The sequence below is a fragment of the Streptomyces sp. CAU 1734 genome (genome assembly GCF_039888735.1).
Classification (GTDB): Bacteria; Actinomycetota; Actinomycetes; order Streptomycetales; family Streptomycetaceae; genus Streptomyces.
Window position 1 is genome coordinate 283,051 of the sequence record NZ_JBDQQP010000004.1, and the last position, 24,651, is coordinate 307,701.

Consider the following 24,651-nt stretch of genomic DNA (forward strand, 5'->3'; position numbering starts at 1 on the left):
CATCCAGCGGTCAGGCTATCGGACCCTGTGGCCGGGCGGCCCGCTGCCCCTTGTGGCGCGGCTCACGCCGTGGAGCGCCTCGCGACAGGGCCGGCATACCCGCTGGTGGAGGGCCGTGGCGGCACGGGACGGCCTTCGCGGGGCGGGAGTGTGGCCGGATTTCGCGCCGTCGGCGGTGCGCCGGAGCCGTACCGGCCGGCCGGGTGACCGGCCGGCGCGCGGCGGGGCGGCCGGGACGGAAACGGAGCGGCGGCCCGGCCGGGCTACTTGTCCGTGCAGGACCTCGCGCCGGTCGCCTTGAAGAGCGCGCAGGCCGTCGCCTGCTTCCCCTTCGGGACCGAGGTCATCGGGGTGTACGCGTCGTTGTCCGCGTTCACCAGGCCGTTCTGCTTGCCCTTCCCGGCCACGTTGATCTCCACCGTGTCGCCCGGGGCCGCGTCCTTGATCCGCGCCCACGACGCGGCACAGACATCGCTGTGCCGGACCTCCACGACCGCCTTGCCGAAGGTCGCGGACGCCACGGTCTTGGCGAACTCGCCGCCACAGCCCATGATCTCCGGGTCCTGGCCCGCGCAGTCGTCGCCGGTGCACTTGACCCCGGCGGGGAGCTCCGCGCCTTCGGTCGGGGCGGTCGGCACGACGGCCTTGACCGCCTTCTCCGTCTTCTCGCCCTTTCCGCCCAGATCGGTGAGGAGGAAGGCGCCGACGATGACGACGAGCGCGCCGACGACACCGGAGAGGAACATGATGATCCGGCGCTTGCCGCCGGCCCGATTCGGCCCGCCCCGGCCCGGACCGGAACCGGAATCACGGCGCCCGGGCGCGGCCCGGCGGCCGGTGCCGGCCGGGGCGGTCGACCGGCGCGCGGACCGGCCGCCGGGGGCGCCCGGCGGCGGCGTGGGCCGGGTGAACGAGGACGAGAGCGCCTCATCCGTGTCGTACGGGGGCCACCCGGTGGGGGTGGCCGGCTCGGATCCGGACGTACGCCTGCGCTGCCCGCCACCGCCCCTGGAGGACCCGCCGGAACCGGAAGCGGAAGCGGAGTCGGCTCCGTACTCGCCCAGCGCGGCGCGCGCCTGGGTGATGCGGATCTGCTCCATCGTCCGGTCGTGCCGCTGCTCGGCCCGGCTCCAGGCCCGCTCGGCCAGCTCCCACATGGTCGTGAGATGAATGGGGCTGGTGCCCGTCACCTCCGCGAGAGCGACCACGGCCCCCTTGGGCGCGAGAATCCGCCCATTGAGGTAGCGCTCCCAGGATGTCTTGCTGTAGCCGGTGCTGTCCGATACGGCCGATATGCTCAGCCCGCTCCGGTCCACGAGTGTCCGCAACTGCTCCGCGAACTCCTTGACCTCCGGATCCAGCTCCTCCGGCAGCTCTTTCCAACGAGGCATGGCTCCACCCCTCTTGTTCCCCCGAGCGTAGGTGCTGTGCCCCGCGCCCTTCCGCCACCGCACCCCGTCGAAGTCCTCTTGTAGGACCAAACGAAGAGATGCGCGTGGTCAGGATGTCAGTTCCTGACATCAACACGCACGGGAGCACCCGGCACGGCGGCTGCGCCCCTTGTGCGCCCCCATCCCGTGTGCCGCACCAGTGTCCCACTCGCGGAACGACGATCACACCGGGGCGGAACGTCCGCCTCCGTACATCACCGGCCGGCGGCCCGGAAACGCGATATCTCGCCACCGGAATGCTCGATGGCGAGATATCGCGTACGGGTACGGGTACGGGTACGGGTACGGGCGAGAACGCGGGTGCGCGGCCGGAGGGTGTCCGGCTACGGCTGGACGACGGGGGGCCGGCCCATGATCGAGCGGACCAGTTCCTCCACGAACGGCAGATCCAGCCAGGGTCCGGGCTGCGCCACCAGCGCGAGCAGCGAGATCGCGACTCCCAGCAGCCCGTACGTGATCATGTCGGTGAACCGGGACCGGACGGCCAGCATGCCGACCGACGGCAGCACCCGGCGCATCACGGCGCCGGTGATCAGCGCCGCGCCGATCAGCAGGGTGCCGACGCGGAACGCCTGGGGGAACGGGTTCACACCGACGATCAGCAGTCCGAGCGCCGTGATGCCCAGCACCGTGAGCAGCGGCCACTGCCGTGCGGGGGCGGGAGCGTCACCGGGTGCGGCCCGGCCGCCGCCCTCGGGGCGGGCGGTGTCCGTGGTCATGGTGGGCGGCCTGCGGGAACCGGCGGCGGGGGTGGCTCCGGCAGGAGACTCCCCGTCGGAGGTGTCGTCTCCGTGCCGGGAGTCCTCGGCGCTCTCGCTGTCCGGCGCGGGCTTCCCCGCGCCGGATGCGGCCCTCTCCGCGCCGGAGTCGGGCTTCCCCGCGTCGGATGCGGGCTTCTCCGCGTCCGGCGCGGCCTTCCCCTCGTCCGGTGAGACGTTCTCGCCGTCCGGCGAGGCGTGTTCACCGTCCGGCGAGGCGTGTTCACCGTCCGCCGACGCCTTCACGGCGTCCGGCGAGGCGGCGTCCGCCGAGGCGCCCCCGTCGCTCCGTCCCGCACCGCCGGCGGAAGCCGGGTCCTCCGGGGACCCGGCCGCCCGCCCGGCCCGAGGGCCGCCCGTCGCCGGGCGGTCGCCCTCCACCTCGCGGTCGTCGTTCATCAGTACGCCCATCAGGGCAGCCTTTCCTCTGTCAGCCCGCGTCCGCGGCCGAGCGTTCCGCCGCCTCGACCACATTGACCAGCAGCTGCGCACGGGTCATCGGGCCGACGCCGCCCGGGTTCGGGGCCACCCAGCCCGCCACCTCGGCGACCCCGGGGTGCACGTCCCCCACGATCTTGCCGTTCTCATCACGGCTGACACCCACATCGAGCACCGCCGCGCCGGGCTTCACGTCCTCCGGCTTCACCAGATGCGGCACACCCGCCGCGGCGATGATGATGTCCGCCTGCCGCAGATGCGCGGAGAGATCACGGGTGCCCGTGTGGCACTGCGTCACCGTCGCGTTCTCCGACTTGCGGGTCAGCACCAGCGGCATCGGCCGTCCGATGGTGATGCCGCGTCCGACCACGACGACATTCGCGCCCTTGATCTCGACACCGTGGTGACGCAGCAGCTGCACGATCCCGTACGGGGTGCACGGCAGCGGGCCCGGCACGCCGAGCACCAGCCGGCCCAGGCTCATCGGGTGCAGCCCGTCCGCGTCCTTCAGCGGATCCATCAGCTCCAGGACACGGTTGGCGTCGATGCCCTTGGGAAGCGGGAGTTGCACGATGTAGCCGGTGCACTCGGGGTCCTCGTTGAGTTCCCGGACGACCGCCTCGATCTCCTCCTGCGTGGCGGTGTCGGGCAGTTCGCGCTGGATCGACGCGATGCCGACCTGCGCGCAGTCGCGGTGCTTGCCATTGACGTACCAGCGGCTGCCCGGGTCGTCCCCGACGAGCAGGGTGCCGAGACCGGGCGTCACCCCCTTCTCCCTGAGAGCCGCCACGCGGGCGGTCAGATCGGACTTGATCGCGGCTGCGGTGGCCTTGCCATCGAGAATCTGGGCGGTCATGGGCACATCCTCGCGGATGGACCCGCCCCGGTTCCAATCACGTCCGCCTCGCGGCCGGCGGGGCCGCCCGAAATCGCGGGCCGCCGGTGGGCGCGGCATGCTCCGCGGCACCCCGCCCGGCACCGCCGGATGTCCGAAAAGAGCCGTCAGGGGAGATTGCACTTGCACAACACATGGGCTCGCCGCTGGACAGCGGATGGGTGCTGAGCACACGATTGATCGCGTAACAACGCGGAAGGTCTGGGGGGCAAACCGCTGATCTTGTGCAATTCCTCCACTCGGCCCGCGCGTCCCCAGCGTTTCCAACGGAGGAATTCTCGCCATGAGCTTCGGCGACCCGAACAACCCCTACGGCCACCCCCAGCAGCAGGGCGGCCAGCCGGGCCAAGGCTGGCCCCAGGGCGGACCCGAGGGAACCCAGCCGCCCGGATACGGCTACCCGCAGGCCCCGCCGCTCCAGCCCTACGGCGTCGGCGCACCCGTCATGACCGAGATGCCGCCCGCCGTGCGGACCGCCCGGACCCTGCTCTGGGTGATCGTCAGCCTCCAGGGGATAGGCGCGCTCCTCCTCATCGGCTTCGGGCTGGTCGTCAATGTGATCATGAGCGACGAGCAGCTCAAGAACGACTACCAGGCCCAGGATCTCGGCGCCGTGACCAGCGGCAGCGCCTACGGCTTCGGCGTCTTCGCCCTCGTCTGGGGTGCGATCGCCCTGGTCCTCGCGATCAAGTTCAAGTCGGGCGGACAGGGCGTCCGCATCGCCACCATGATCTACGCGATCCTCACCGCCATCGCCGGAATCTATCCGTTCATCCTGGTGGGGCTCATCCACACGGTGCTCGCGATCATCGTCGCGGTGCAGGTGGGCAAGGCCGAGGGCAGCGACTGGTTCGCCCGGCCGCGTCACTGACCCCGCGCGGGCCGGACGACGCCGCGTCACCGGCGCGCACGCCGAACCCGCCGGCCCCTTCGCCGAACACCGGACCGTGTCCCCCGCCCGACCGGCGGGGGCACGGTCCTCGGCCGCTTCCGGCCCGTACCGCCCCCCACGCTCCGGGCGCTCCCCACACCCTCCCGGCGTCCGTTCGGCAGACGTTGTGCGGACGTTTATCGCCCGTTCCTAGGCTGGCACCGCACGGATCCATCGCACGGAATCCCATCGCACGGTATCCAGGGGAGGAGTCAGCCGTGTTCAGCACCATCGCGACGCCCAGACCATCCACCACAGGTCCCGGTGAGCACGTGCGGCCCGCGCCCGGCGGCCACCCGCGCCGAGCCCGCGCCACACCACCCGTACGCGTGTCCGCACCCCCGGTCCCACCCGCCCGCCGCACCGCACCCGCCGCGTCCTTCGCACCGGTGGGAGGCATGCCCCGGTGAACCCGGACTGTCTCGCCCTCCCCGTACCGCACGGATACCGGATCGGCCCCTGGGAGGTCCGCGAGCCGCTCGCCTCCGGTGCCTTCGCGACCGTGTACGCCGCCCGCCGGGTTGTCCCGGCCCCGGGAATGCCCCGGGAGGCGGCGCTCAAATTCCTCCCGACCGGCACCCGCACCCCGCGCCAGCTCCTCCACCTCCGGGAGGTGACCGAGCGGGTGCGCGAGATGATCCGCCGGCTCCGGCGGCCCCGGCTGATCACGATGTACGAGACCCTCACGGTGGACGACCCCGCCGAACCCGCGCTCGACGGTGCGACCGTGGTCGTCATGGAGCGGGCCGCGAGCTCCCTGGACACCCTGCTCACCCGCTGCCCGCGCCCGGCCGCCGGACCCGCGCTCCTCACCGAGATCTGCGAGGGCCTGCACCAGCTCCACCACGCCGGCTGGGTGCACGGCGACCTCAACCCGGGGAATGTGCTGCTCCTCGCCGACCAGTCCGTACGGCTGGGCGATTTCCACCTCGCCACCGAGCTCCGGAGCGCCCACGGCTACGCGCCGGGCTTCCACACCAATGACTACACCCCGCCCGAGCTCCTCGGGGCCGCCGGCGAGCGGGAGCAGCGGATCGACGCCACCGCCGACATCTGGGCCTTCGGCGTACTCGCCCATCTCGTCCTCACCGGCCGGCTGCCCTTCCCCGGCGCCACCCCGGGAGCGCGCCGGGAGGCGGCCGTCAGGTACGCGCGCGGGGTGGGCGTGCTGCGGCTCGCGCCCGGCCTCCCGGAGGCGTGGCGGGGGATCGTGACCGACTGTCTCGCCCGTACGCAGGTGCAACGCTCGGAGGTCGACACGGCGGTGCTGCTGCGCCGGGCCGAGGCCGCCACCGGATCCGAACCCTCGCCCGTGCTGCCCCGCCGCCCCTTCGGCCACCGGCCCCTCACGGGCGCGTCCGGGGCGGGCCGGGAGCGGAGCGGGAACCGCGGCCGGAGTACGAGCCGGTCGCGGTACGGGCTCGGATGGGGCGCCGCGGCGGCGCTCGTCGTCGCGGGCACTCTCATGACGGTCATGGTGCGCAGTGCCGACACCGCGGAGGCCGCCGGGTACGAGCGGTGCGCCCCCGGCCATGTCTGCTTCTTCACCGAGAAGGACGGCGGCGGCGAGATGTGCGCCTGGTACGGAAATGAGCGGGACGCCCACTCCGGGATCGTCGCCTGCGACTGGAGCGAGGTGGAGGCGCCGCGATCCGCCGTCAACAACGGCTCCGGGGCCGTCCCGCTGCCCGGCGCCGGTTTCTATCAGAAGTCGGGATACCAGGAGCAGGTGGGCTGTCTTCAGCCCCGGGAGCGCGCCAATCTCGACGGGGAGACCACCATCCGCTCGGTGAAGTGGCTCCCGAGCTGCTGAACGGCGGGGTGACGCGGGCGCGGCCCGCGGGTCCGGAGTGGACCCGCGGGCCGCGCCCGTGACGTGCGTACCGGTCAGTGGAAGAAGTGGCGCGTACCCGTGAAGTACATCGTCACGCCCGCCTTCTCCGCCGCCGCCACGACCAGCTCGTCGCGGACCGATCCGCCCGGCTGCACCACGGCCCTGACCCCGGCGGCCGTCAGGATCTCCAGGCCGTCGGGGAAGGGGAAGAAGGCGTCCGACGCGGCGTACGCGCCCCGCGCGCGCTCCTCGCCCGCGCGCTCCACCGCGAGCTTCGCGGAGTCGACGCGGTTCACCTGGCCCATGCCGACGCCGACCGAGGCGCCGTCCTTGGCGAGCAGGATCGCATTGGACTTGACGGCCCGGCAGGCGCGCCAGGCGAAGGCGAGCTCGGCCAGCTCCCCGGCGGTCAGCGGGGTGCCGGTGGCCAGCGTCCAGTTGGCCGGGTCGTCGCCCGGCGCCTGGAGCCGGTCGGTGACCTGCGCCAGGGTGCCGCCGTCGATCTGCTTCGCCTCGAAGAGGGCGGCGGGGGCGTCGGGGCAGCGCAGCACCCGGATGTTCTTCTTGCGGGCGAGCACCTCGACCGCGCCGTCCTCGTACGCCGGGGCCACGATGACCTCGGTGAAGATCTCCGCGACCTGCTCGGCCAGCGCGACGGTGACCGGGCGGTTGACCGCGATCACGCCGCCGAAGGCGGAGAGCGGGTCACAGGCGTGCGCCTTGCGGTGCGCCTCGGCGACGTCCGCGCCGATCGCGATGCCGCACGGGTTGGCGTGCTTGATGATCGCCACACACGGCTCGGAGTGGTCGTACGCGGCGCGGCGCGCGGCCTCGGTGTCCGTGTAGTTGTTGTACGACATCTCCTTGCCGTGCAGCTGCTCGGCGCGGGCGAGTCCGCCGTCGCCCACGGCGCTGCCGCTGAGGTACAGCGCGGCGGGCTGGTGCGGGTTCTCGCCGTAGCGGAGCACATTGGAGCGTGTGTAGGTGACCCCGATGAAGTCCGGGAAGCCGGTGGTGTCGGCGGGGGCGTAGGAGGAGGCGAACCAGCCGGCCACCGCCACGTCATAGGCGGCGGTGTGCTGGAACGCCTCGGCCGCGAGACGCTTGCGGGCGGTCAGGTCGAAGCCGCCGTCGCGGACGGCCGCGAGGACATCGCCGTACCGGCCGGGGCTGGTGACCACGGCGACCGAGGGGTGGTTCTTGGCCGCGGCGCGGACCATCGACGGGCCGCCGATGTCGATCTGCTCCACGCACTCGTCGGGGGAGGCGCCGGAGGCGACGGTCTCCCGGAAGGGGTAGAGATTGACGACAACCAGGTCGAACGGCTCGACACCGAGTTCGGCGAGCTGCTCGCGGTGGGAGTCGAGGCGGAGATCGGCGAGGATCCCGGCGTGCACCCGGGGGTGCAGGGTCTTGACCCGGCCGTCCAGGCACTCGGGGAAGCCGGTCAGCTCCTCGACCTTGGCGACGGGCACCCCGGCCGCGGCGATCCGCCCGGCGGTGGAACCGGTGGAGACCAGTTCGACACCGGCCTCGTGCAGTCCGCGGGCGAGCTCTTCGAGGCCGGTCTTGTCGTAGACACTGACCAGGGCCCGCCGGATGATCCGCTTCGCACCGTCGTCCGTCGCCGGCACGGCTCCGGCGCTCCCGGCCGAGCCCCCGGCCGGGCTCTGTGCCGGACTCCCTGCCGGGGTCTCTGCCGACTCGACGTTCTCGACGTTCTCGGTCACGGGAAAACTACCTTTCGTCCCTCAATGCGATAGTCGTTACGGGCCAGGCGCCCCACGACCTCGACGAGCAGCGCTCGCTCGACTTCCTTGATGCGCTCGTGCAGAGCGGCTTCGTCGTCCTCATCACGGACCTCCACCGCCTGCTGGGCGATGATCGGTCCGGTGTCGACACCTTCGTCGGCGAAGTGGACGGTGCACCCGGTGACCTTCGCTCCGTACGCGAGCGCGTCGCGCACTCCGTGGGCACCGGGGAAACTGGGCAGCAGGGCGGGGTGGGTGTTGATGTAACGGCCGCCGAAGCGGGCGAGGAACTCCTTGCCCACGATCTTCATGAAGCCGGCGGACACCACGAGATCGGGCTCGTGGGCGGCGGTCGCCTCGGCGAGCGCGGCGTCCCACTCCGCACGGGTGTCGTAGTCCTTCACCCGGCACACAAACGTCGGGACCCCGGCGCGCTCGGCGCGTTCCAGGCCGGCGATTCCGCCGCGGTCCGCGCCGACGGCGACCACTTCGGCGCCGAGCGGGAGGCGGACACTCCCGGGATCGCCGGGAAGGCCGGAGTCGCCGGGTCCGGTGGACTCGGTGGGCGCGGTGGGCGCGGTGATCCCGGCGGACTCGGCCTTCCCGGCGGACTCGGCGGCGAGGCGGTCCGCGGCGACGGCGTCGAGGAGGGCCTGGAGATTGGAGCCGGAACCGGAAACCAGGACGACCAGGCGGGCGGGGCGGCGGGCGGCGGAGGGCGTGGAGGGCTTGGAGGCCACAGGGGGTCTCTTTCTCGCTTGCGGCTGTCTCTGGGGCTGGGCCCGCTCGCGTGTCCGGGGAGGCTCGCTTGCGGGGCGGCGGGCTTCCGGGACCGCGGGCGTTCAGGGCGTACGTTCTCGGGCTCGCGCAGGTCAGAGGCTCAGCAGCCGGGCCGGCGGGCGTCCCGGCACGTCACGGTGTACGGGGAGGGAGGCATTTCGCGTGGGCGGTACATCTTTCTCGCGGTGACTCGGCGTCACGATCGTTCAACACTGTGCGCGCACGGCTGCCACAAACGCGGAGCGCGCCGATTTTGTACGGTCGTACGAACGACTCATGCTCCCCGATACGGGGAACTCTACGAAGAGGCCGACCGTCAGCAACGATACCGGCACACAGGAAGGCCCCCACGGGACGGGGGCGCGGCCGGGAGGTAGCGTCAGGGGACAACACCCGTCCCTCGACGGGCACAACGACACAAGACCTCATGCGCACCGGTTCCCAAGCTCAGGTGCGCGGGGTCTGAGGGGAAGACGTTCACCAGATGCCGGACCGACGCCGCCGTACGGACCTCCTGTTGCCGCGGGAGCGCCAGTCCACCGACGAGAACAACCCCTTCGCGGCGCCCCCGGAGGGGAGGCCCGACCAGCCCTGGCAGCCCCGGCAGCCGGCGGGCGGCGACTCCGACAAGAAGGGCTCCGACGGCTCGTCCGACGGGTCATCCGGCTCCTCGGAGGAGCGCGGCGGGCGCGGCGGCTGGGGCAGCCAGTGGAGCAGCCGCCAGCCCGGCCGCTCCTCCGGCGGCGGCTTCGGCGGCCGTCCCGGCGGCCAGAACTCCTCCGGCGGCGGGCAGGGCGGCGGCACCCCTGGCCTGCGCTGGGACCCGACGGACCCGACCCAGCGCCGGGCTCGGTACGCCCTGCTCTCGGGCATGTGGGGCTTCTTCTTCGCGGTCTTCCAGTTCACCGAGATCGCGCTGCTGCTGGGCGCGCTGGCGCTCTACTGGGCGATCAGCTCGCTGCGCGGGAAGCCGGGCGGTGTGACCACCGACGCGGCGAAGGCGGGCGGATCGGTCGTCCGGGACGCGGCACCCGCCGTCACCCCGCCGGCCGGCGGCTCCCCGCAGACCGCGGGCCGGTCGCAGCGGACGGCGGCCATCACCGGTCTGGTGATGGGCGGTATCGCCGTGCTGATCGTGGCGGGGACGTACGCCGCCCAGCTCGTGTACCGCGATTTCTACACCTGTGAGCGGGACGCGCTGACGAAGGACGGCCAGATCTCCTGCAATGAGAAGCTGCCGGAGCCGCTGCGCGATGTGCTCGGTGTGACCGAGTAGTCCGCACACCCTCTTCCGCCGCCGTCGCCGCTCCTTCCGGGGCTGCGGCACACGGCACCACAGCGGACACCGACCGGCCCGGCCGGGGATCGACTTCCCCGGCCGGGCCGGTTCGTGTTGCCGCCGTCAGACGGGGCCGGATTCCTGCCCCTGCCCCTGTTCCGGTTTCGGTTTCGGTTCCGGTTCCGGTTCCGGTTTCGGGGCGGGGGCGGGGGGCGCGGGCGGGTCCGCCGGGGTCACCGGGTCCGGGTCCTGGGGCCAGGGGCTGGCCGGGGCCGCCCAGGGGCGGTCGGGGGACGGACCGGCCGGCTCTTCGTCCCGGTCCTCCTCCGGCGGGTCCGGGCGGTGCGGCGGGCCGTCCGCCACCCGGGGGAGTTCCGGCAGAAAGTCATACGCCTCGGCCGGCGCCTCGGGTGCGGCCTTGGCGGCCTTGGCGGGCTTCGGCACCGGGGCGGGAGCGGGTACGGACGCGGGTACGGGAGCGGGTACGGACGGGGCCGGGGGCCCGGAGGTCGGCGGGTTCGGTTCCGGTTCCGGTTGTGGTGCCGATGGGGGTTCGCGATCGGTGGCCGGCGCGGGCGCCGTTCCCGTACCCCGGCGGAATCCGGGCCACCGGGGGAGCCATCGCCGTACGCGTGCCCCCGGTCCCGCACGCCACATCCGTACCGCCGTCGCCAGCGGAACCGCGATCACCGCGGACCAGGCGAGGGCCGCCGCGCCGGCGAGCCACCAGACCGGCCCGAAGGCCAGCAGCCGCGCCGACCCCATCGGTCCCGCCGCGGCGGCTGTCATGGCCGCCGTCAGCACCCCGCAGCCCACGGCGCCCAGAAACGCCGTCAGCGCCGTCTCACGATTGCGCCAGACCAGCGCGGGATCCACGAACCGGGGCGCGGCGGCGGCCGTGGTGAATCCGGCGATCACCAGCCCCGCGAGTACCGGCACAAGTGCGCAAGCCCAGTTCAGCGGGGTGCCGGCGCCCTCCGCCGGGACCGCGGCGAGGAGCGGGAAGACCGGCACGGCGGGGTCGCCGGAGAGTGCCAGCGGGGTGGCCGAGGCACCCGTACCGAGGGCGAAGCCGGGGCCCAGCCCGTACGCCGCTCCCCAGGCCGCCGCGTTCGGCACCAGAGTGAAGGCCAGGAGCAGCACCGTGAACTGACCCGACCAGACCTCGGAGAGGTACGGGAACGCCTCCCGCACGGCCTCCCCGTGCCACACCAGCGAGAGGGCCACGAGCACCGCGCCACCGCCGAAGAGCACCAGCGCTCCCGCGCAGGCGGCCCGCAGGGCGACCGCCACCCGGGTGCGGACGAGCCTGAGCCGCAGCGCTCCCGGCAGCCACTTGGGCAGCGGTCCGGCGGGGCGGCCCTTCGCCGTCCACACTCCGGCACAGGCCGCGAGCACGGTCACCAGCGGGAGCTGGACCAGCGCGCTCAGCGGATTGACCGCCGGCGAACCGCTCCGCGAATATCCCGCCACCACCGCGCCGACCAGCAGATATCCCATGCTCACCGCACAGATCGCGCCACGCGGCGACGGCCGGGGCCGCCGCTCGGCCGGGTCCGGGATGACGCCGTCGCGGGCGGCGCGGTGGACCAGCCAGACCGGGAGCACCACCAGCAGCAGGGGTACGACCCCGACCGGCGCGGGCTGCCCGGAGAGGGTGTCGGTGCGGATCAGCTCGGTGCCGTGTGCCATCAGCCAGAGCCCGGCGGCGATGTGCAGCGCCCCGTCCGGGCCGTTGTCCGGATAGGGCGAACTGATCCACACCACCATGACCAGGACCGCCAGCGCGCCGAGTCCGAGCCCGGCCGCCGTGGCCCCGCGGACCAGGCACGCGACCAGCGCCGCCCTGCGGCCTCCCTGCACGAGGACCGGGGTGGTGGAGTGAACGGGGCCGCGATCGGTCGTCTGGGTCACCGGGCCATGCTCCCAACGACACGCGCCTTATTCATGTAACAGGCGAATAGCCGCTGTGTCGCCCAATATACGTTTATGTACTTTTATGCCGAGTGCAGCGCTTCGGGGAGCCCTTGATGACCCAGAGCACCACACACTCCGCTCCCGATCCACCACTGCCCACTCCCAAGGAGCGGCGCAGGCTCCGGGAGGCGAAGTCGATGACCGAACAGGAGGTCGCGGCGGCGATCGGCGTCACCAGGGCGACCGTGCGCGCGTGGGAGGCGGGCCGGAGCGATCCGCGGGGCCGCCGCCGCGAGGCGTACGCGAAGCTGCTGGCGACTCCCGGCCGGCCCGGTCCGGACTCCGGCGGCGCCGCCCGGGTGGAGCCGGAACAGAAAGCGCCGGACCGGGAGGAATCGAGCGCCGGCGTGGCGGGGTCCGGGTCCCCCTCGGCGGAAGAGTGTGCGACGGGGGACGGCGCCACGGCGGGTGGACCGGAGGCGGTGGACGCGCCGTCCGAGCCCTCCGTGTCCGCCGGGCCGGCCGGGCCGCCGGAGCCGGCCGCGCCCTCCATTCCCGTACGCGCGATCCGGGCCATCCGGGCGGCGCGGGCGGCCGAGCAGCCGGAGCGGACCCGGCGGACCGGACAGACGGAGCTCAGGACCGCCGCCGCCAGGACCGGCGAGAAGGGGAAGCAGCCGCACTCCGTCACCCGGCCGGCCACGGCGGCCAAGCGGGCGGCCCGGCCCGCCCCGCCGCACCCGCCGAAGGGCTCGCCCCCCGTCGTCCACCCGGCGCAGACCGCGCCGCAGGCGCCCTCCGCGCGGCCGGGGCACCCGCCGCACCCCGCGCATCCGCCCCATCCGTCCCATCCATCCCATCCGGCACCGCTGTCGGAGCCGTCGCCCCAGCCGTCGCCCGAGCGGTCGGGGCCGTCCGGGCCGTCGGGGCAGACCGAGCGGACCGAGCGGACCGGGCAGACCGCACCGCGGACCGCGCCTTCGCCGAAAGCGGCGGTGAAGACGGCGGGGGGCTGGGACGGCTGGTCGGAGGAGATCCCGGGATCGGAACAGGGGCCCACCCCGGCCGAGGCGTTCGACACGCTCTACACCCGGACCGCCACCGCGCTGGTCCGTCAGGCATATCTGCTCACCGGCCGGCGGCGGCTCTCGCACGAGGTGGTGGAGCACGCCTTCCATCTTGCCTGGCAGCGGTGGCCCGAGGTCGCCCGCGACCGGGATCCGGTCGGCTGGGTGCGGGCGGCGGCGTACGAATTCGCGATGTCGCCCTGGCAGCGGCTGCGGCCCGCGCACCGCCATCCCGATGTGCCGCCACTGGATCCGCCCCGGCGCGCGCTGCTGGACGCGCTGCTGGAGCTGCCGCCCCCGTACCGCCGCGCGCTGCTGCTCTACGACGGTCTGGGCCTCGATCTGCCCGAGACAGCGGCCGAGACGGAGGCGAGCACTCCGGCGACGGCCAACCGGGTTCTGCATGCCCGGGAGGCCATCGCGGCACGGCTGCCGGAGCTGGCCTCGGCCGAGGCGCTCCACACGGAGCTGGTGGCCATCGCGGGCGCCTGGCCGGCGCCGAGGCCCGCCCCGGCCGAGTCGGTGCGGCTCAACAGCGAGCGGCGGATCTGGTTCTGGACCAGGACGGCGCTCACGGTGACCGCGCTGCTCATCGGCGCGACCGGATTCACCCTGGCCACGGCGCCGACGCAGTATGTGCCGGAGGTCTCCCCCGGCAGCCGGGTGGAGGGAGTCCCGGCCCATGCCGGGCCCGAACCGCTGACGGATCCGGGCAGAGAGCTCCGGCGCAAACTGCTCTCCGACCCGGCCCACGGCCCGGCACGCCTGGTTCCGCAGATCCCCTGACCCGGCGGGCCCGTCCGACCCGTCCGACCCGTCTGACCTGCATGATCCGCCTGACCTGCATGATCCGCCTGATCGGCCTGGCTTGCGTGACCTGTCCGACCCGAGTGACCGGCCCGACCGGCCCGGCCCGCGTGACCCGCCGCGCCCGCCGGCCGCCCCGGCCGGGAACAGGTGTGGGCCCGAACCCCCTGCCGGGGTCCGGGCCCACACCTGTCCTTCATCCGCCGGCGGCCGGCGCGCCATCACGCACCGGAAGCGACGGGGTCGCGCGAGATCAGCCGTTGAGGATCTCGCGCGCCAGCTTGGCGGTCTCGGTCGGAGTCTTGCCGACCTTGACGCCCGCGGCCTCCAGGGCCTCCTTCTTCGCCTGCGCGGTGCCGGAGGAACCCGACACGATCGCACCGGCGTGGCCCATCGTCTTGCCCTCGGGGGCGGTGAAGCCCGCGACGTAGCCGACGACCGGCTTGGTGACATTGGCCTTGATGAAGTCGGCCGCGCGCTCCTCGGCGTCGCCGCCGATCTCGCCGATCATCACGATCAGGTCGGTGTCGGGGTCCGCCTCGAACGCCGCGAGGGCGTCGATGTGGGTGGTACCGACGACCGGGTCGCCACCGATGCCGACCGCGGAGGTGAAGCCGATGTCACGCAGCTCGTACATCATCTGGTAGGTCAGGGTGCCGGACTTCGACACCAGACCGATGCGGCCGGGCTTGGTGATGTCGCCCGGGATGATGCCGGCGTTGGACTGGCCGGGGGTGATCAGACCGGGACAGTTCGGGCCGATGATCCGGGTCTTGTTGCCCTTGGCGATGGCGTGCGCCCAGAAGGCGGCGGAGTCGTGCACCGCGATGCCCTCGGTGATGACGACGGCCAGCGGGATCTCGGCGTCGATGGCCTCGACGACGGCGGCCTTGGCGAAGGCCGGGGGCACGAAGAGCACGGATACGTCGGCGCCGGTCTCCTTCATCGCCTCGGCGACCGAGCCGAAGACGGGTACCTCGGTACCGTCGAAGTCGACGGTGGTACCGGCCTTGCGCGGGTTCACGCCGCCGACGATGTTGGTGCCGTCGCCCAGCATCAGCTTGGTGTGCTTCATGCCCGTGGCACCGGTCATGCCCTGGACGATGACCTTGCTGTCCTTGGTGAGGAAGATAGCCATGGTGGTCTGAATCCCTTACTTCGCCGCGAGCTCGGCGGCCTTGTCGGCCGCACCGTCCATGGTGTCCACACGCTGCACGAGCGGGTGGTTCGCGTCGGAAAGGATCTTGCGACCCAGCTCCGCGTTGTTGCCGTCGAGGCGCACGACCAGCGGCTTGGTGACGTCCTCGCCCTTCGACTTCAGCAGCTCAAGGGCCTGGACGATGCCGTTGGCGACCTCGTCACAGGCGGTGATGCCACCGAAGACATTGACGAACACGGACTTGACGTCCGGGTCGCCGAGGATGATCTCCAGGCCGTTCGCCATGACCTCGGCGGAGGCGCCACCACCGATGTCGAGGAAGTTGGCCGGCTTCACGCCGCCGTGGTTCTCACCGGCGTACGCGACGACGTCGAGCGTCGACATGACCAGACCCGCGCCATTGCCGATGATGCCGACCTGGCCGTCGAGCTTGACGTAGTTGAGGTTCTTGGCCTTGGCCGCCGCCTCCAGCGGGTTCGCCGCGTCCTTGTCCTCCAGCGCCTCGTGCTCCGGCTGGCGGAAGTCGGCGTTGGCGTCCAGGGTGACCTTGCCGTCCAGGGCGATGACCCGGCCGTCGGCGACCTTGGCGAGCGGGTTGACCTCGATGAGGAGCGCGTCCTCGGCGATGAAGGTCTTCCACAGGGTCACCAGGATGTCCGCGACCTGGTCCGCGACCTCGGCCGGGAACTTCGCGGCGGCGACGATCTCGGCCGCCTTCTCCTTGGTCACGCCCTCATTGGCGTTGACCGGAACCTTGGCCAGGGCCTCGGGGTTGTTGGCCGCGACCTCCTCGATGTCCATGCCGCCCTCGACGGAGGCCATGGCGAGGAAGGTGCGGTTCGTGCGGTCGAGGAGGTACGAGACGTAGTACTCCTCGGCGATCTCCGGTGCGGTCTCGGCCAGCATCACCTTGTGGACCGTGTGGCCCTTGATGTCCATGCCGAGGATCTGACCGGCCTTGGCGACCGCGTCATCCGGGCTGTCGGCCAGCTTCACGCCGCCGGCCTTGCCGCGGCCGCCGACCTTCACCTGCGCCTTGACGACCGACCGGCCGCCGAGACGCTCGGTCACCTCGCGCGCCGCCTCAGGCGTGTCGATGACTTCACCGGCCAGCACCGGTACACCGTGCTTGGCGAAGAGGTCCCTCGCCTGGTACTCGAACAGGTCCACGCGCGTCCGTCCCTTTTCTGATGATCGCGGTTCGTTGTCTGCGTGGGCGTGCCGCGAAGGGCAACGTGACTGCGATGTCACAAGGAAGGCGCGCACGGTGACCGGGCACGCGGCATGTCCGCCTCGCAGAGTATCCCCGTGGCCGGTGGCTCCCTAAATCGCAGCTCACACATCAGTGGTGATAACGGTCACAGGTCCAGGGGCAGAGATCGGCCGGGGACCTGGATTTCCCAGGTGCCGCCTGCCCAGGGGCCCCGAAATCGGTACCTTTCCGCACCGCCCCGTACCGCCGCTTCTCCCCGGGCCCCCTCGGTCCCCCGCCCTTGCCTCCCGTCCGCCTCCCGTCTTCCTCTCCCGCTTTCCTCCCGTCTCCTTCCTCCCGTCTCCTTCCTCCCGCACGTCTCCCGTCCTCCCCGTGCCGCTCAGGGATCCGGTACGGGCAGTGGCCGCTTCTCGATCGCCGCCGCCATGACCTCCGGGAAGAGATCCGGCGTACAGGCGAAGGCCGGAGCGCCCAGGGCGGCGAGCGCGGCGGCGTGCTCGCGGTCGTACGCCGGTGTGCCCTCGTCCGAGAGCGCGAGCAGGGCCACGAACTGCACCCCCGACGCCTGCATCGCGGCCACCCGCTTCAGCATCTCGTCGCGTATCCCGCCCTCGTAGAGATCACTGATCAGGACGACCACGGTGTCGGCCGGGCGGGTTATCCGCGACTGGCAGTACGCCAGGGCCCGATTGATGTCGGTGCCGCCGCCGAGCCGGGTGCCGAAGAGCACATCCACCGGGTCGTCGAGCTGGTCGGTGAGGTCGACCACGGAAGTGTCGAAGACGACGAGCCGGGTGGCGATGGACCGCATGGAGGCCAGCACCGCCCCGAAGACGGCGGCATGGACGACGGACGCCGCCATCGAGCCCGACTGGTCGATGCAGAGCACCACCTCCTTCCGCACCGAGCCTGCGGCCCGGCCGTAGCCGATGAGCCGCTCCGGGACGACGGTGCCGAACTCGGGAAGGTAGTTCTTCAGATTGGCGCGGATGGTGCGGTCCCAGTCGATGTCCCGGTGCCGCGGCCTGCTGACCCTGGCCGCCCGGTCGAGTGCCCCGGTGAGGGTGGACACGGTGCGGGTGGCCAGCCTGCGCTCCAGATCGGCGACGACCTTCCGCACCACGGCTCTCGCCGTCTCCCTGGTCGTCTCGGGCATCGCCTTGCCGAGGGAGAGCAGGGTGCCCACCAGATGGACGTCCGCCTCGACGGCTTCCAGCATCTCCGGCTCCAGGAGCAGCGTGGCGAGACCGAGCCGGTCGATGGCGTCGCGCTGCATGATCTGGACGACGGAACTGGGGAAATAGGTCCGGATGTCACCGAGCCAGCGGGCCATGGAGGGCGCGGAGGCACCGAGCCCCGCGGACCGGCCCCGCCCGCCGCCGGCCCCGGCGCCCGCCGGATTCCCGCCGCTTCCGTAGAGAGCGGTCAGGGCGGCGTCCACGGCGAGATCGGTGCCGGTGAGCGAGCAGCCGGTGCCGTCGGCCCCCTCACCGCCCAGCACCATCCGCCACCGCCGCACCCGCTCGTCCCCGTCCACCGCGTACCCCTCTCGCACCCGTTCGCCCCCTCCCGCCGTGTCCATCGCGCCGACCGCTTCCGCTTCCGGCACCGGTGTCATACCCCCGCCCCGGCGAGGCTGTCCTCGTCGATTCCCAGCAGCAGCCGGAGCACCGGCAGCACGGCGTCCGCCCGCCGCTCGTCGATCCCGGTGCCGAAGCCGCCCGCCGGGAGACCGGGCCGGCCGCCGTCCCCGGCGGCCGCCGAGGGACCGCGCCGGACCAGCTCGCCCAGGGTGCGGCGGACTCCGGGCTCATAAGCGGAGAAGGTGCGGCGCAAGAGCGGGAGGACATCGGTGAACTGATCCGGGGGCACCCCGGTGAGCCAGTCGTCCACCAGGCCGCGCAGGCGCTCGTCGTGGACAAGGAGCATTCCGCCCCCGGACGCGCCGCCGATGAACCCCTCGATCCAGGCCGCCGCGTCGGCGGGCGGGGTGCCGGAGGAGAGCGCGAGGCCCATCAGCCGGGCCGCTCCCTCCCGGTCGAGCCGCCCGGCGTCGAGCAGCAGCCGGGCGGCCCGGCCCCGGATCACCCCCGGCACGGTGTCCCGGCCGGCGAGCCGGTGCAGTACGGAGGCCCACCGCTCCGCCTGCTCCGCCGCGTCGGGCAGCAGCCCCAGGGCGGTGTGCACCGCGTCCAGATGACCGCGCATCAGCGCCGCGCCATCCGCGTCGAGCCCGGTGCAGGCGGGTGGCAGCCCGACCCGGATCCGCTCCGCGAGCCCGGTGGCGACCTCGGCGAGTGCCGAGGTGTCGGTGGACCGGGTGTCCCCGTACCGCAGGGAACGGGCGAGCGCGGGCAGCGCCTCGGCGAGCCGGCCGACATCCGTGTCGAGCGCGGCCCGGTCGGCGAGGGCCCGCATCACGGCCGGGAGGGCGTCGGTCACCTCGGCCAGCAGACACTCCTCGGCCAGCACGGTGACCTCGGCGAGTGTCGTCGCGGCGAGTGCCCGGTGCTCCGCCATCGCCGCGGCGGCGCCGAGCACGGTGGTGCCCCAGACCCCGGCCTCGGCGACCCGGACGGAGAGCTCGGGCTCCCAGCGGAGCCGCCAGCTCTCCCGGAAGGTGCCGGTGCTCGCCCGCCCCGCCACCGGCTCGCCCCAGCCGACGGCGAGCAGCCGCAGCCGGTGCAGCAGCCGGCTCCTGGCCGCCCCGGTCTCCTCCCGGAGGTCGAGCTCCAGCTGCCGCTCCGCTGCCTCCGGTCTGAGCCGCAGGCCGCGCTGGAGACGGGCCAGGTCGCGCTGGAGCGGTACGGCGGGGGCGGTGTCCGGGACCTCGCCGAGGACGTCCCCGACCACGAGCCGGTCCCTGATCAGCTCCAGGGGCACATCGGAGCCGTCGCACATCACGGCCCGGACGGCGTCGGTGGTCTCGGTCAGCCCGGCGAGGGGACGTCCGCGCATGGCGGCCAGGGTCTCCGCGAGCCGGACGGCCTCGATGACATGGGCCGGGGAGACCGGATGGTCCTCCGCCCGCAGCAGCCCGGCGACCGAGGTCATCCAGCGCTCGATGGGCCGGTCGGGTGATGCGAAGAGGTGTCCGTACCACCCGGGGGATTCGATTCCGGCGCCGTAGCCGCTGCGCCGGGCGAGCCGGCGGTGGGTCCAGGGCACCCAGGTCATCTCCGTTCTGACCTTGGGCAGTCCTTTGAGGAGGGCCCGGTCGGCGGTGACGGTGGTCCTCTCGGTGAGCGCGGGCACGTGCCAGGCGCCGCAGACCACTCCCACGCGGTCCCCGAACTCCTTCCGTGCCGCGCGCAGCCGCAGCCGCATGTGGGCCTCTCTGACGAGGTCCCGCCGGTGACCTCCGTGGCCATGAGCGGCGCGCAGGGCGCTCATGGCCTCACCGAGTGCGGCGAAGGGCGCGAGCGGGTCACCGCCGTGGCCGCCCCGGTGCTCCACGACGTCCTCCCACCACCGCTCGGGGTCGTCGTATCCCGCCGTCCCGGCCAGTACGGCGAGGGGATCGACCCGCAGCTCCCCCGCCGTGCGCCCCTCGGGCACCGCGTCCCCCTCGGGGTCGGCGACATCCCACTCCGGGTCCGCCGCGGCACCGGGGGACGGGCGCCGCGCCGCGCCGCCGGGCACCGCGTCCCACTCGGGGTCCGGTGCCCCGGCGGGACCGGATCCGGCCTCCGGCCCCTCCCCCGCCCTCTTCTCCGCCCGCTCCTCCGCCGCCGCGGCCAGGGCGAGCGAGTGAGCGGCGGGCAGATCGATGAACCGGACCGGCAGCCCGCGGCCGAGCGCCCAGCGGATGGCCACCCACTCGGGGGAGAACCGGGCCAGCGGCCAGAACGCCGCCCGGCCCGGGTCGTCCACCGCATGGGCGAGCAGGGCGACCGGGGGCCGCATGCCCTCCTGCCCCGCGAGGGCGACCAGCGCGTCCGCCTCCGGCGGGCCCTCGATGAGCACCGCGTCGGGCGACGCGGCGTCCAGCGCGGCCCGCACCGCGCGGGCCGATCCCGGGCCGTGGTGCCGGACGCCGAGAAGCAGCGGACCCTTCACGCGCTCGCCTCCCTGCATGCCCGGTAGAAGTCCTTCCAGCCGTCCCGCTCCCGGACCACGGTCTCCAGATACTCCTGCCAGACGACCCGGTCGGCCGCCGGGTCCCGGACGACCGCGCCGAGGATCCCGGCGGCCACATCCGCCGGCCGCAGCACCCCGTCCCCGAAGTGCGCGGCCAGCGCGAGCCCGCCCGTGACCACGGAGATCGCCTCCGCCGTCGACAGCGTCCCCGAGGGCGACTTGATTCTCGTCCGCCCGTCCTCCGAGATCCCCTCCCGCAGCTCCCGGAAGACGGTGACGACCCGGCGGATCTCCTCCAGCCCCTCGGGCGGAGCGGGCAGATCGAGCGAGCGTCCGAGCTGGTCGACCCGGCGGGAGACGATGTCGACCTCGGCGTCCGCGGTCGCGGGCAGCGGCAGGACCACGGTGTTGAAGCGGCGGCGCAGGGCGCTGGAGAGGTCGTTGACCCCCCGGTCGCGGTCATTGGCGGTGGCGATCAGATTGAAGCCGCGAACCGCCTGGACCTCCTGGCCCAGCTCGGGAATCGGCAGGGTCTTCTCGGACAGGATGGTGATCAGGGTGTCCTGCACATCGGCGGGGATGCGGGTCAGTTCCTCGACCCGGGCGGTCATGCCGTCGGCCATGGCCCGCATCACCGGACTCGGCACGAGGGCGTCCCTGCTGGGGCCGTGGGCGAGCAGCCGCGCGTAGTTCCATCCGTAGCGGATGGCTTCCTCGGGTGTGCCGGCGGTGCCCTGCACCAGCAGGGTGGAGTCCCCGCTGACCGCCGCGGCCAGATGCTCGGACACCCAGGTCTTGGCGGTGCCGGGGACGCCGAGGAGCAGCAGCGCGCGATCGGTGGCGAGGGTGGTGACGGCGACTTCGACGATCCGGCGCGGGCCCACGTACTTGGGTGTGATCACCGTGCCGTCGGGCAGCGCGCCGCCGAGGAGATAGGTGGCGACGGCCCACGGCGACAGCCGCCAGCGGGCCGGGCGTGGCCGGTCGTCGGCGGCGGCGAGCGCCTTCAGTTCGTCCGCGAAGGCGTCCTCCGCGTGGGGCCGCAGGGCCTCTGCCCCCTGGCTCGCGACGGTTTCGGAAACGCTCATGACTCCCCCTTCAGATCGTTCGATCCGATGTGCCTCCCACAGTGCACCACCCCACTGACAATGGGTCGTTGGCGCAGGTCAGGGCCGATTGTCAGTGGCTGCGCGTACCTTCGGGAACATGAATCAGCAGGGGGTGCGCTGGTCGTCGGAACAGGTGCTGGCACTGGCTCCTGACGACACATCACGCAAGGCCGGAAGCAAGCTGGGTCTGCCGGGGCCGTGGTCGGGGGCGGGTGCCGACGGCGCGGGTGCGGTGTGGGGTCTGTGCGGGGGCAGCGGAGGCAAGCCGTACCGCACGGTCGCGGACACGGCCGGGCCCGCGTTCCGGTGCAGCTGTCCCAGCCGCAAGTTCCCGTGCAAGCACGCGCTGGGTCTGCTGCTGCTCTGGGCCGCGGAGGACCCTTCCGTGGCCACCGGGGGCGCCGAGCCGGAGTGGGCGGCGGAGTGGCTGGAGGGCCGGCGCGAGCGGGCCGCGGCGCGGAAGGAGAGCGCGGCCGGCGGGGAGGGCGGCGGGGCGCCCGCCGACCCGGAGGCGGCGGTCCGCCGGGCGGAGCGGCGCGCGGGGCGCATCACGGCGGGGGCCGCGGAGCTGGAGCGGCGGCTCGCGGATCTGCTCCGCGGCGGTCTCGCCTCGGCCGAGCAGGGGGGTTACGCCCTCTGGGAGGAGACCGCCGCCAGGATGGTCGACGCCCAGGCGCCGGGTCTGGCCGCGCGGGTGCGGGAGCTGGGGGCGATCCCGGGGTCGGGCCGGGACTGGCCGGTGCGGCTGTTGGAGGAGTGCGCGCTGCTCCATCTGCTCGACACGGCCTGGCTGCGGGTGGAGCGGCTGCCGGAGCCGCTGGCGGCGACCGTGCGCGGCCGGGTCGGTCTGTCCACCTCGGAGCGGGGCGCGCCGATCCGCGACCGCTGGCTGATCCTCGCTCAGTACGACTCGTCCGACGGGCGGGTGACGACCCGCCGGATCTGGGTGCGGGGCGAGGAGTCCGGGCGGATCGCGCTGGTGCTGTCGTTCGGCGCGGGCGGCCGGGCGCCGTCGCTGTCGCTGCCGGTGGGGCTGGTGGTGGAGGCCGATCTCTCCCCGTATCCGGGCGGGGGCGGGCTCCGGGCCGATCTGGGGGAGGCGCTGGGGCCCGCGGTCCCCTCGGCGGCCGCCCCGCCCGGCGGTCCGGTCCGGGCGGCGCCGGCCGCGTACGGCAGGGCGCTGGCCGCCGATCCCTGGCTGGATGCCTGGCCGGTGATTGTCTCGGAGGTGATACCGGTCCCGGACGGAAGCGGGGAGGGGTGGCAGCTGGCCGACGCCGGGGACGGCTCCGCACTGCCCGTCGCACCCGCCGCGCTCGGCCGTCCGGGGCTGTGGAAGCTGCTGGCGCTCTCCGGCGGCGATGCGGTGACGGTGTTCGGCGAGTGCGGCCACGCGGGGCTGACCCCGCTCGCCGCCTGGTCCGCCGGGACGGCCGGGGCCACGGCCCTGGTCTGAGGGGACCCGGACACCGTCTGCCGGGGGGGGAGACGCGGAACCGGGCGGGAGGGTCGGGCGGACGACATGCATCAGGCGGACACGCGGTTACGGAGGGACAACATGACCGGTATCGGCGGTACCTCGCTGTGGGAGGAACTGATCACCTCGGCGCTGCTCGGCACCGACCGCCGCACGCCGCCCGAGGAGGTGATGGCGGCCGGGGCCGAGGCGCCCGCCGCCCTGCTGGACGCGGCTGCGCTGCACACGGTGCGGCGCAGGGCGGGGCTGCGGCCGGCCCGGGCCGCCGAGCGCCCTGCTCCCGCGCCGCCCGACGGGCGGCCGTTTCCGCCGCCGGCGGCGGAGCGGCGGCTCGCCCAGCTGCTGGCGGACCGTTCGGCGCCGTCGTCGGGCGGGCGGCGGGGCACGGCCCCGGATCTGACCGAGCTGCTGCCGCAGTGGCTGGCCGCGGCGAACCACCACGGCTACCAGGCCCCTCCGGCACTTCTCCCGGCGCTGCTGGACGCCGCCCGGGCGCGTACGGATCTGCGTCCGCCGGCGCTCGCCTTCGCCGGATCGCGCGGGCTCTGGCTGGCCCGTTTCAATCCCGAGTGGCGGTTCGCGCTGCGCGGCGCGTCCGGGGGCGGTGCGCTCCTTCCGGAGGTCACGGACACCGAGGCGGTCCGGCGCCTGTGGGAGGAGGGGCTCTTCGCGGAGCGGGTCGCCCTGCTGACGGCCGTGCGCGGGGACGCCCCGGACAGGGCGCGGGCCCTGCTGGCGAGCGGCTGGGCGGCGGAGCGGGCCGAGGACCGGCTGATGTTCCTCGACTCCCTGCGCACCCGTCTGTCGGACGCGGACGAGCCGTTTCTGGAGCGGGCACTCGCCGACCGCAGCCGCAATGTCCGGGCGACGGCGGCGGAATTGCTCTCCGGTCTGCCCCACTCGGCGCTCGCCGGACGGATGGCGGCACGCGCCCGGTCCTGTCTCGCCCTGGATCCGAGCGGTGGCGATCCGCTGATCGCGGTGGAGGCGCCGCATGCGTGCGATGCGGAGATGCAGCGCGACGGGGTGGTTCCGGCCCCGCCGGCGGGCCGGGGCAAGCGGTCCTGGTGGCTGGGCCAGCTGGTGGAGGCGGCGCCGCTGGCGACCTGGGAGACGCGCTTCGGCGGGCGGACCGTACGGGAGATCGTCGCCCTGCCCGTGGCGGACGGCTGGCGCGAGGAGCTGCATGCGGCCTGGTGCCGGGCCGCGGTGCGGCAGCGGGATCCGCAGTGGTCCCGCGCGCTCCTCGGCTCCCCGGGCAGCCCGCCCGAGACCGGCCCCGGGACCTCTCCCATCGCCGAGCGGGCGAAACTGCTGGCGAGCCTGGATCCGGCGGAGCGCGCGGAGTGGGTGGCGGAGTTCATCGCCTCGCACGGTCTCTCGGAGGCGTTCCAGCTGCTCGGCGTCTGTTCGGTCCCCTGGGCGGAGCCGCTGGGCCGCTCGGTGGTGGACGCCCTGGACATCGCCCGGGAGGCGGGGAGCTATCCGTGGAGTTTCAGCGGGGTCATGGGGCTGGCCGAGCGGTGCCTGGCGCCTTCGGAGGCGAGCCGTCTGGATCTGCTGACGGCGACGCCGGACGAGGTGGAGGGCGGTTCACCGGGCGCGGGCGGCTACTGGTCCGAGGCGTTCCAGCGCCTGGTCTCCACCCTGCGGCTGCGCGCGGCCATGCACCGGGAGCTCACCCCGGCCGCTCCCGCGGGGTGAC

The 24,651-nt window shown here is 73.6% G+C and carries 17 protein-coding genes; 6 read left to right on the forward strand and 11 right to left on the reverse strand.

What is annotated here, in order from left to right:
- Window positions 1–263: 263 nt before the first annotated feature.
- The 3 genes from AAFN69_RS09600 to AAFN69_RS09610 form a co-directional block, all read right to left on the reverse strand.
- Entirely contained in the window at window positions 264–1,391 is a 1,128-nt protein-coding gene (locus AAFN69_RS09600) for a DUF2690 domain-containing protein (RefSeq protein WP_347727923.1), read from the reverse strand.
- A gap of 383 nt (window positions 1,392–1,774) precedes the next feature.
- The gene (locus tag AAFN69_RS09605; RefSeq protein ID WP_347727924.1) at window positions 1,775–2,620 is read right to left on the reverse strand and encodes a DUF3017 domain-containing protein; all 846 of its coding nucleotides are present in this window, start codon (window positions 2,618–2,620) and stop codon (window positions 1,775–1,777) included.
- Between the two features lie 19 nt (window positions 2,621–2,639).
- Entirely contained in the window at window positions 2,640–3,503 is an 864-nt protein-coding gene (locus AAFN69_RS09610) for a bifunctional methylenetetrahydrofolate dehydrogenase/methenyltetrahydrofolate cyclohydrolase (RefSeq protein ID WP_347727925.1), read from the reverse strand.
- A 322-nt stretch (window positions 3,504–3,825) separates the two neighbouring features.
- Here AAFN69_RS09610 and AAFN69_RS09615 point away from each other — a divergent pair, with 322 nt between their 5' ends.
- Window positions 3,826–4,413 carry a hypothetical protein gene (locus AAFN69_RS09615; RefSeq protein WP_347727926.1) on the forward strand — a complete coding sequence of 196 codons (588 nt, stop codon included), beginning with the start codon at window positions 3,826–3,828 and terminating at the stop codon, window positions 4,411–4,413.
- Between the two features lie 466 nt (window positions 4,414–4,879).
- Entirely contained in the window at window positions 4,880–6,286 is a 1,407-nt protein-coding gene (locus tag AAFN69_RS09620) for a protein kinase (RefSeq protein WP_347727927.1), read from the forward strand.
- Window positions 6,287–6,360: 74 nt separating this feature from the next.
- Here the strand turns inward: AAFN69_RS09620 and purH are convergent, their stop codons facing one another.
- Window positions 6,361–7,941, reverse strand: a complete 1,581-nt coding sequence (purH, locus tag AAFN69_RS09625) for a bifunctional phosphoribosylaminoimidazolecarboxamide formyltransferase/IMP cyclohydrolase (protein WP_347728105.1) — start codon at window positions 7,939–7,941, stop codon at window positions 6,361–6,363.
- A 92-nt stretch (window positions 7,942–8,033) separates the two neighbouring features.
- Window positions 8,034–8,798 (reverse strand): phosphoribosylglycinamide formyltransferase, encoded by a 765-nt coding sequence (purN, locus tag AAFN69_RS09630; protein ID WP_347727928.1) that lies wholly within the window; start codon window positions 8,796–8,798, stop codon window positions 8,034–8,036.
- A gap of 524 nt (window positions 8,799–9,322) precedes the next feature.
- Between purN and AAFN69_RS09635 the strand changes: the two genes are divergently transcribed.
- Window positions 9,323–10,114 carry a hypothetical protein gene (locus tag AAFN69_RS09635; RefSeq protein WP_347727929.1) on the forward strand — a complete coding sequence of 264 codons (792 nt, stop codon included), beginning with the start codon at window positions 9,323–9,325 and terminating at the stop codon, window positions 10,112–10,114.
- 126 nt (window positions 10,115–10,240) lie between these two features.
- Here the strand turns inward: AAFN69_RS09635 and AAFN69_RS09640 are convergent, their stop codons facing one another.
- Window positions 10,241–12,031: a DUF6350 family protein gene (locus tag AAFN69_RS09640; protein ID WP_347727930.1), complete on the reverse strand. Its 1,791-nt coding sequence runs from the start codon at window positions 12,029–12,031 to the stop codon at window positions 10,241–10,243.
- 116 nt (window positions 12,032–12,147) lie between these two features.
- Here AAFN69_RS09640 and AAFN69_RS09645 point away from each other — a divergent pair, with 116 nt between their 5' ends.
- The gene (locus AAFN69_RS09645; protein WP_347727931.1) at window positions 12,148–13,887 is read left to right on the forward strand and encodes a sigma factor-like helix-turn-helix DNA-binding protein; all 1,740 of its coding nucleotides are present in this window, start codon (window positions 12,148–12,150) and stop codon (window positions 13,885–13,887) included.
- Between the two features lie 274 nt (window positions 13,888–14,161).
- On the opposite strand, the gene sucD is transcribed toward AAFN69_RS09645, so the two are convergent.
- From sucD to AAFN69_RS09670, 5 genes are all read right to left on the reverse strand, one after another.
- The gene (sucD, locus tag AAFN69_RS09650) at window positions 14,162–15,046 is read right to left on the reverse strand and encodes a succinate--CoA ligase subunit alpha (protein WP_347727932.1); all 885 of its coding nucleotides are present in this window, start codon (window positions 15,044–15,046) and stop codon (window positions 14,162–14,164) included.
- 15 nt (window positions 15,047–15,061) lie between these two features.
- Entirely contained in the window at window positions 15,062–16,237 is a 1,176-nt protein-coding gene (gene sucC, locus AAFN69_RS09655; protein ID WP_347727933.1) for an ADP-forming succinate--CoA ligase subunit beta, read from the reverse strand.
- A gap of 422 nt (window positions 16,238–16,659) precedes the next feature.
- Window positions 16,660–17,862 carry a VWA domain-containing protein gene (locus AAFN69_RS09660; RefSeq protein ID WP_347728106.1) on the reverse strand — a complete coding sequence of 401 codons (1,203 nt, stop codon included), beginning with the start codon at window positions 17,860–17,862 and terminating at the stop codon, window positions 16,660–16,662.
- Window positions 17,863–17,894: 32 nt separating this feature from the next.
- Window positions 17,895–20,357, reverse strand: a complete 2,463-nt coding sequence (locus AAFN69_RS09665; RefSeq protein ID WP_347727934.1) for a DUF5682 family protein — start codon at window positions 20,355–20,357, stop codon at window positions 17,895–17,897.
- On the reverse strand, window positions 20,336–21,448 hold the full coding sequence (locus tag AAFN69_RS09670; RefSeq protein WP_347727935.1) for an AAA family ATPase: 1,113 nt from the start codon (window positions 21,446–21,448) through the stop codon (window positions 20,336–20,338). Before AAFN69_RS09670 ends, AAFN69_RS09665 begins: the two co-directional genes overlap by 22 nt.
- A gap of 118 nt (window positions 21,449–21,566) precedes the next feature.
- Here AAFN69_RS09670 and AAFN69_RS09675 point away from each other — a divergent pair, with 118 nt between their 5' ends.
- The gene (locus AAFN69_RS09675; protein ID WP_347727936.1) at window positions 21,567–22,925 is read left to right on the forward strand and encodes an SWIM zinc finger family protein; all 1,359 of its coding nucleotides are present in this window, start codon (window positions 21,567–21,569) and stop codon (window positions 22,923–22,925) included.
- Window positions 22,926–23,027: 102 nt separating this feature from the next.
- Window positions 23,028–24,650 (forward strand): DUF5691 domain-containing protein, encoded by a 1,623-nt coding sequence (locus AAFN69_RS09680; protein ID WP_347727937.1) that lies wholly within the window; start codon window positions 23,028–23,030, stop codon window positions 24,648–24,650.
- Window position 24,651: the final 1 nt, after the last annotated feature.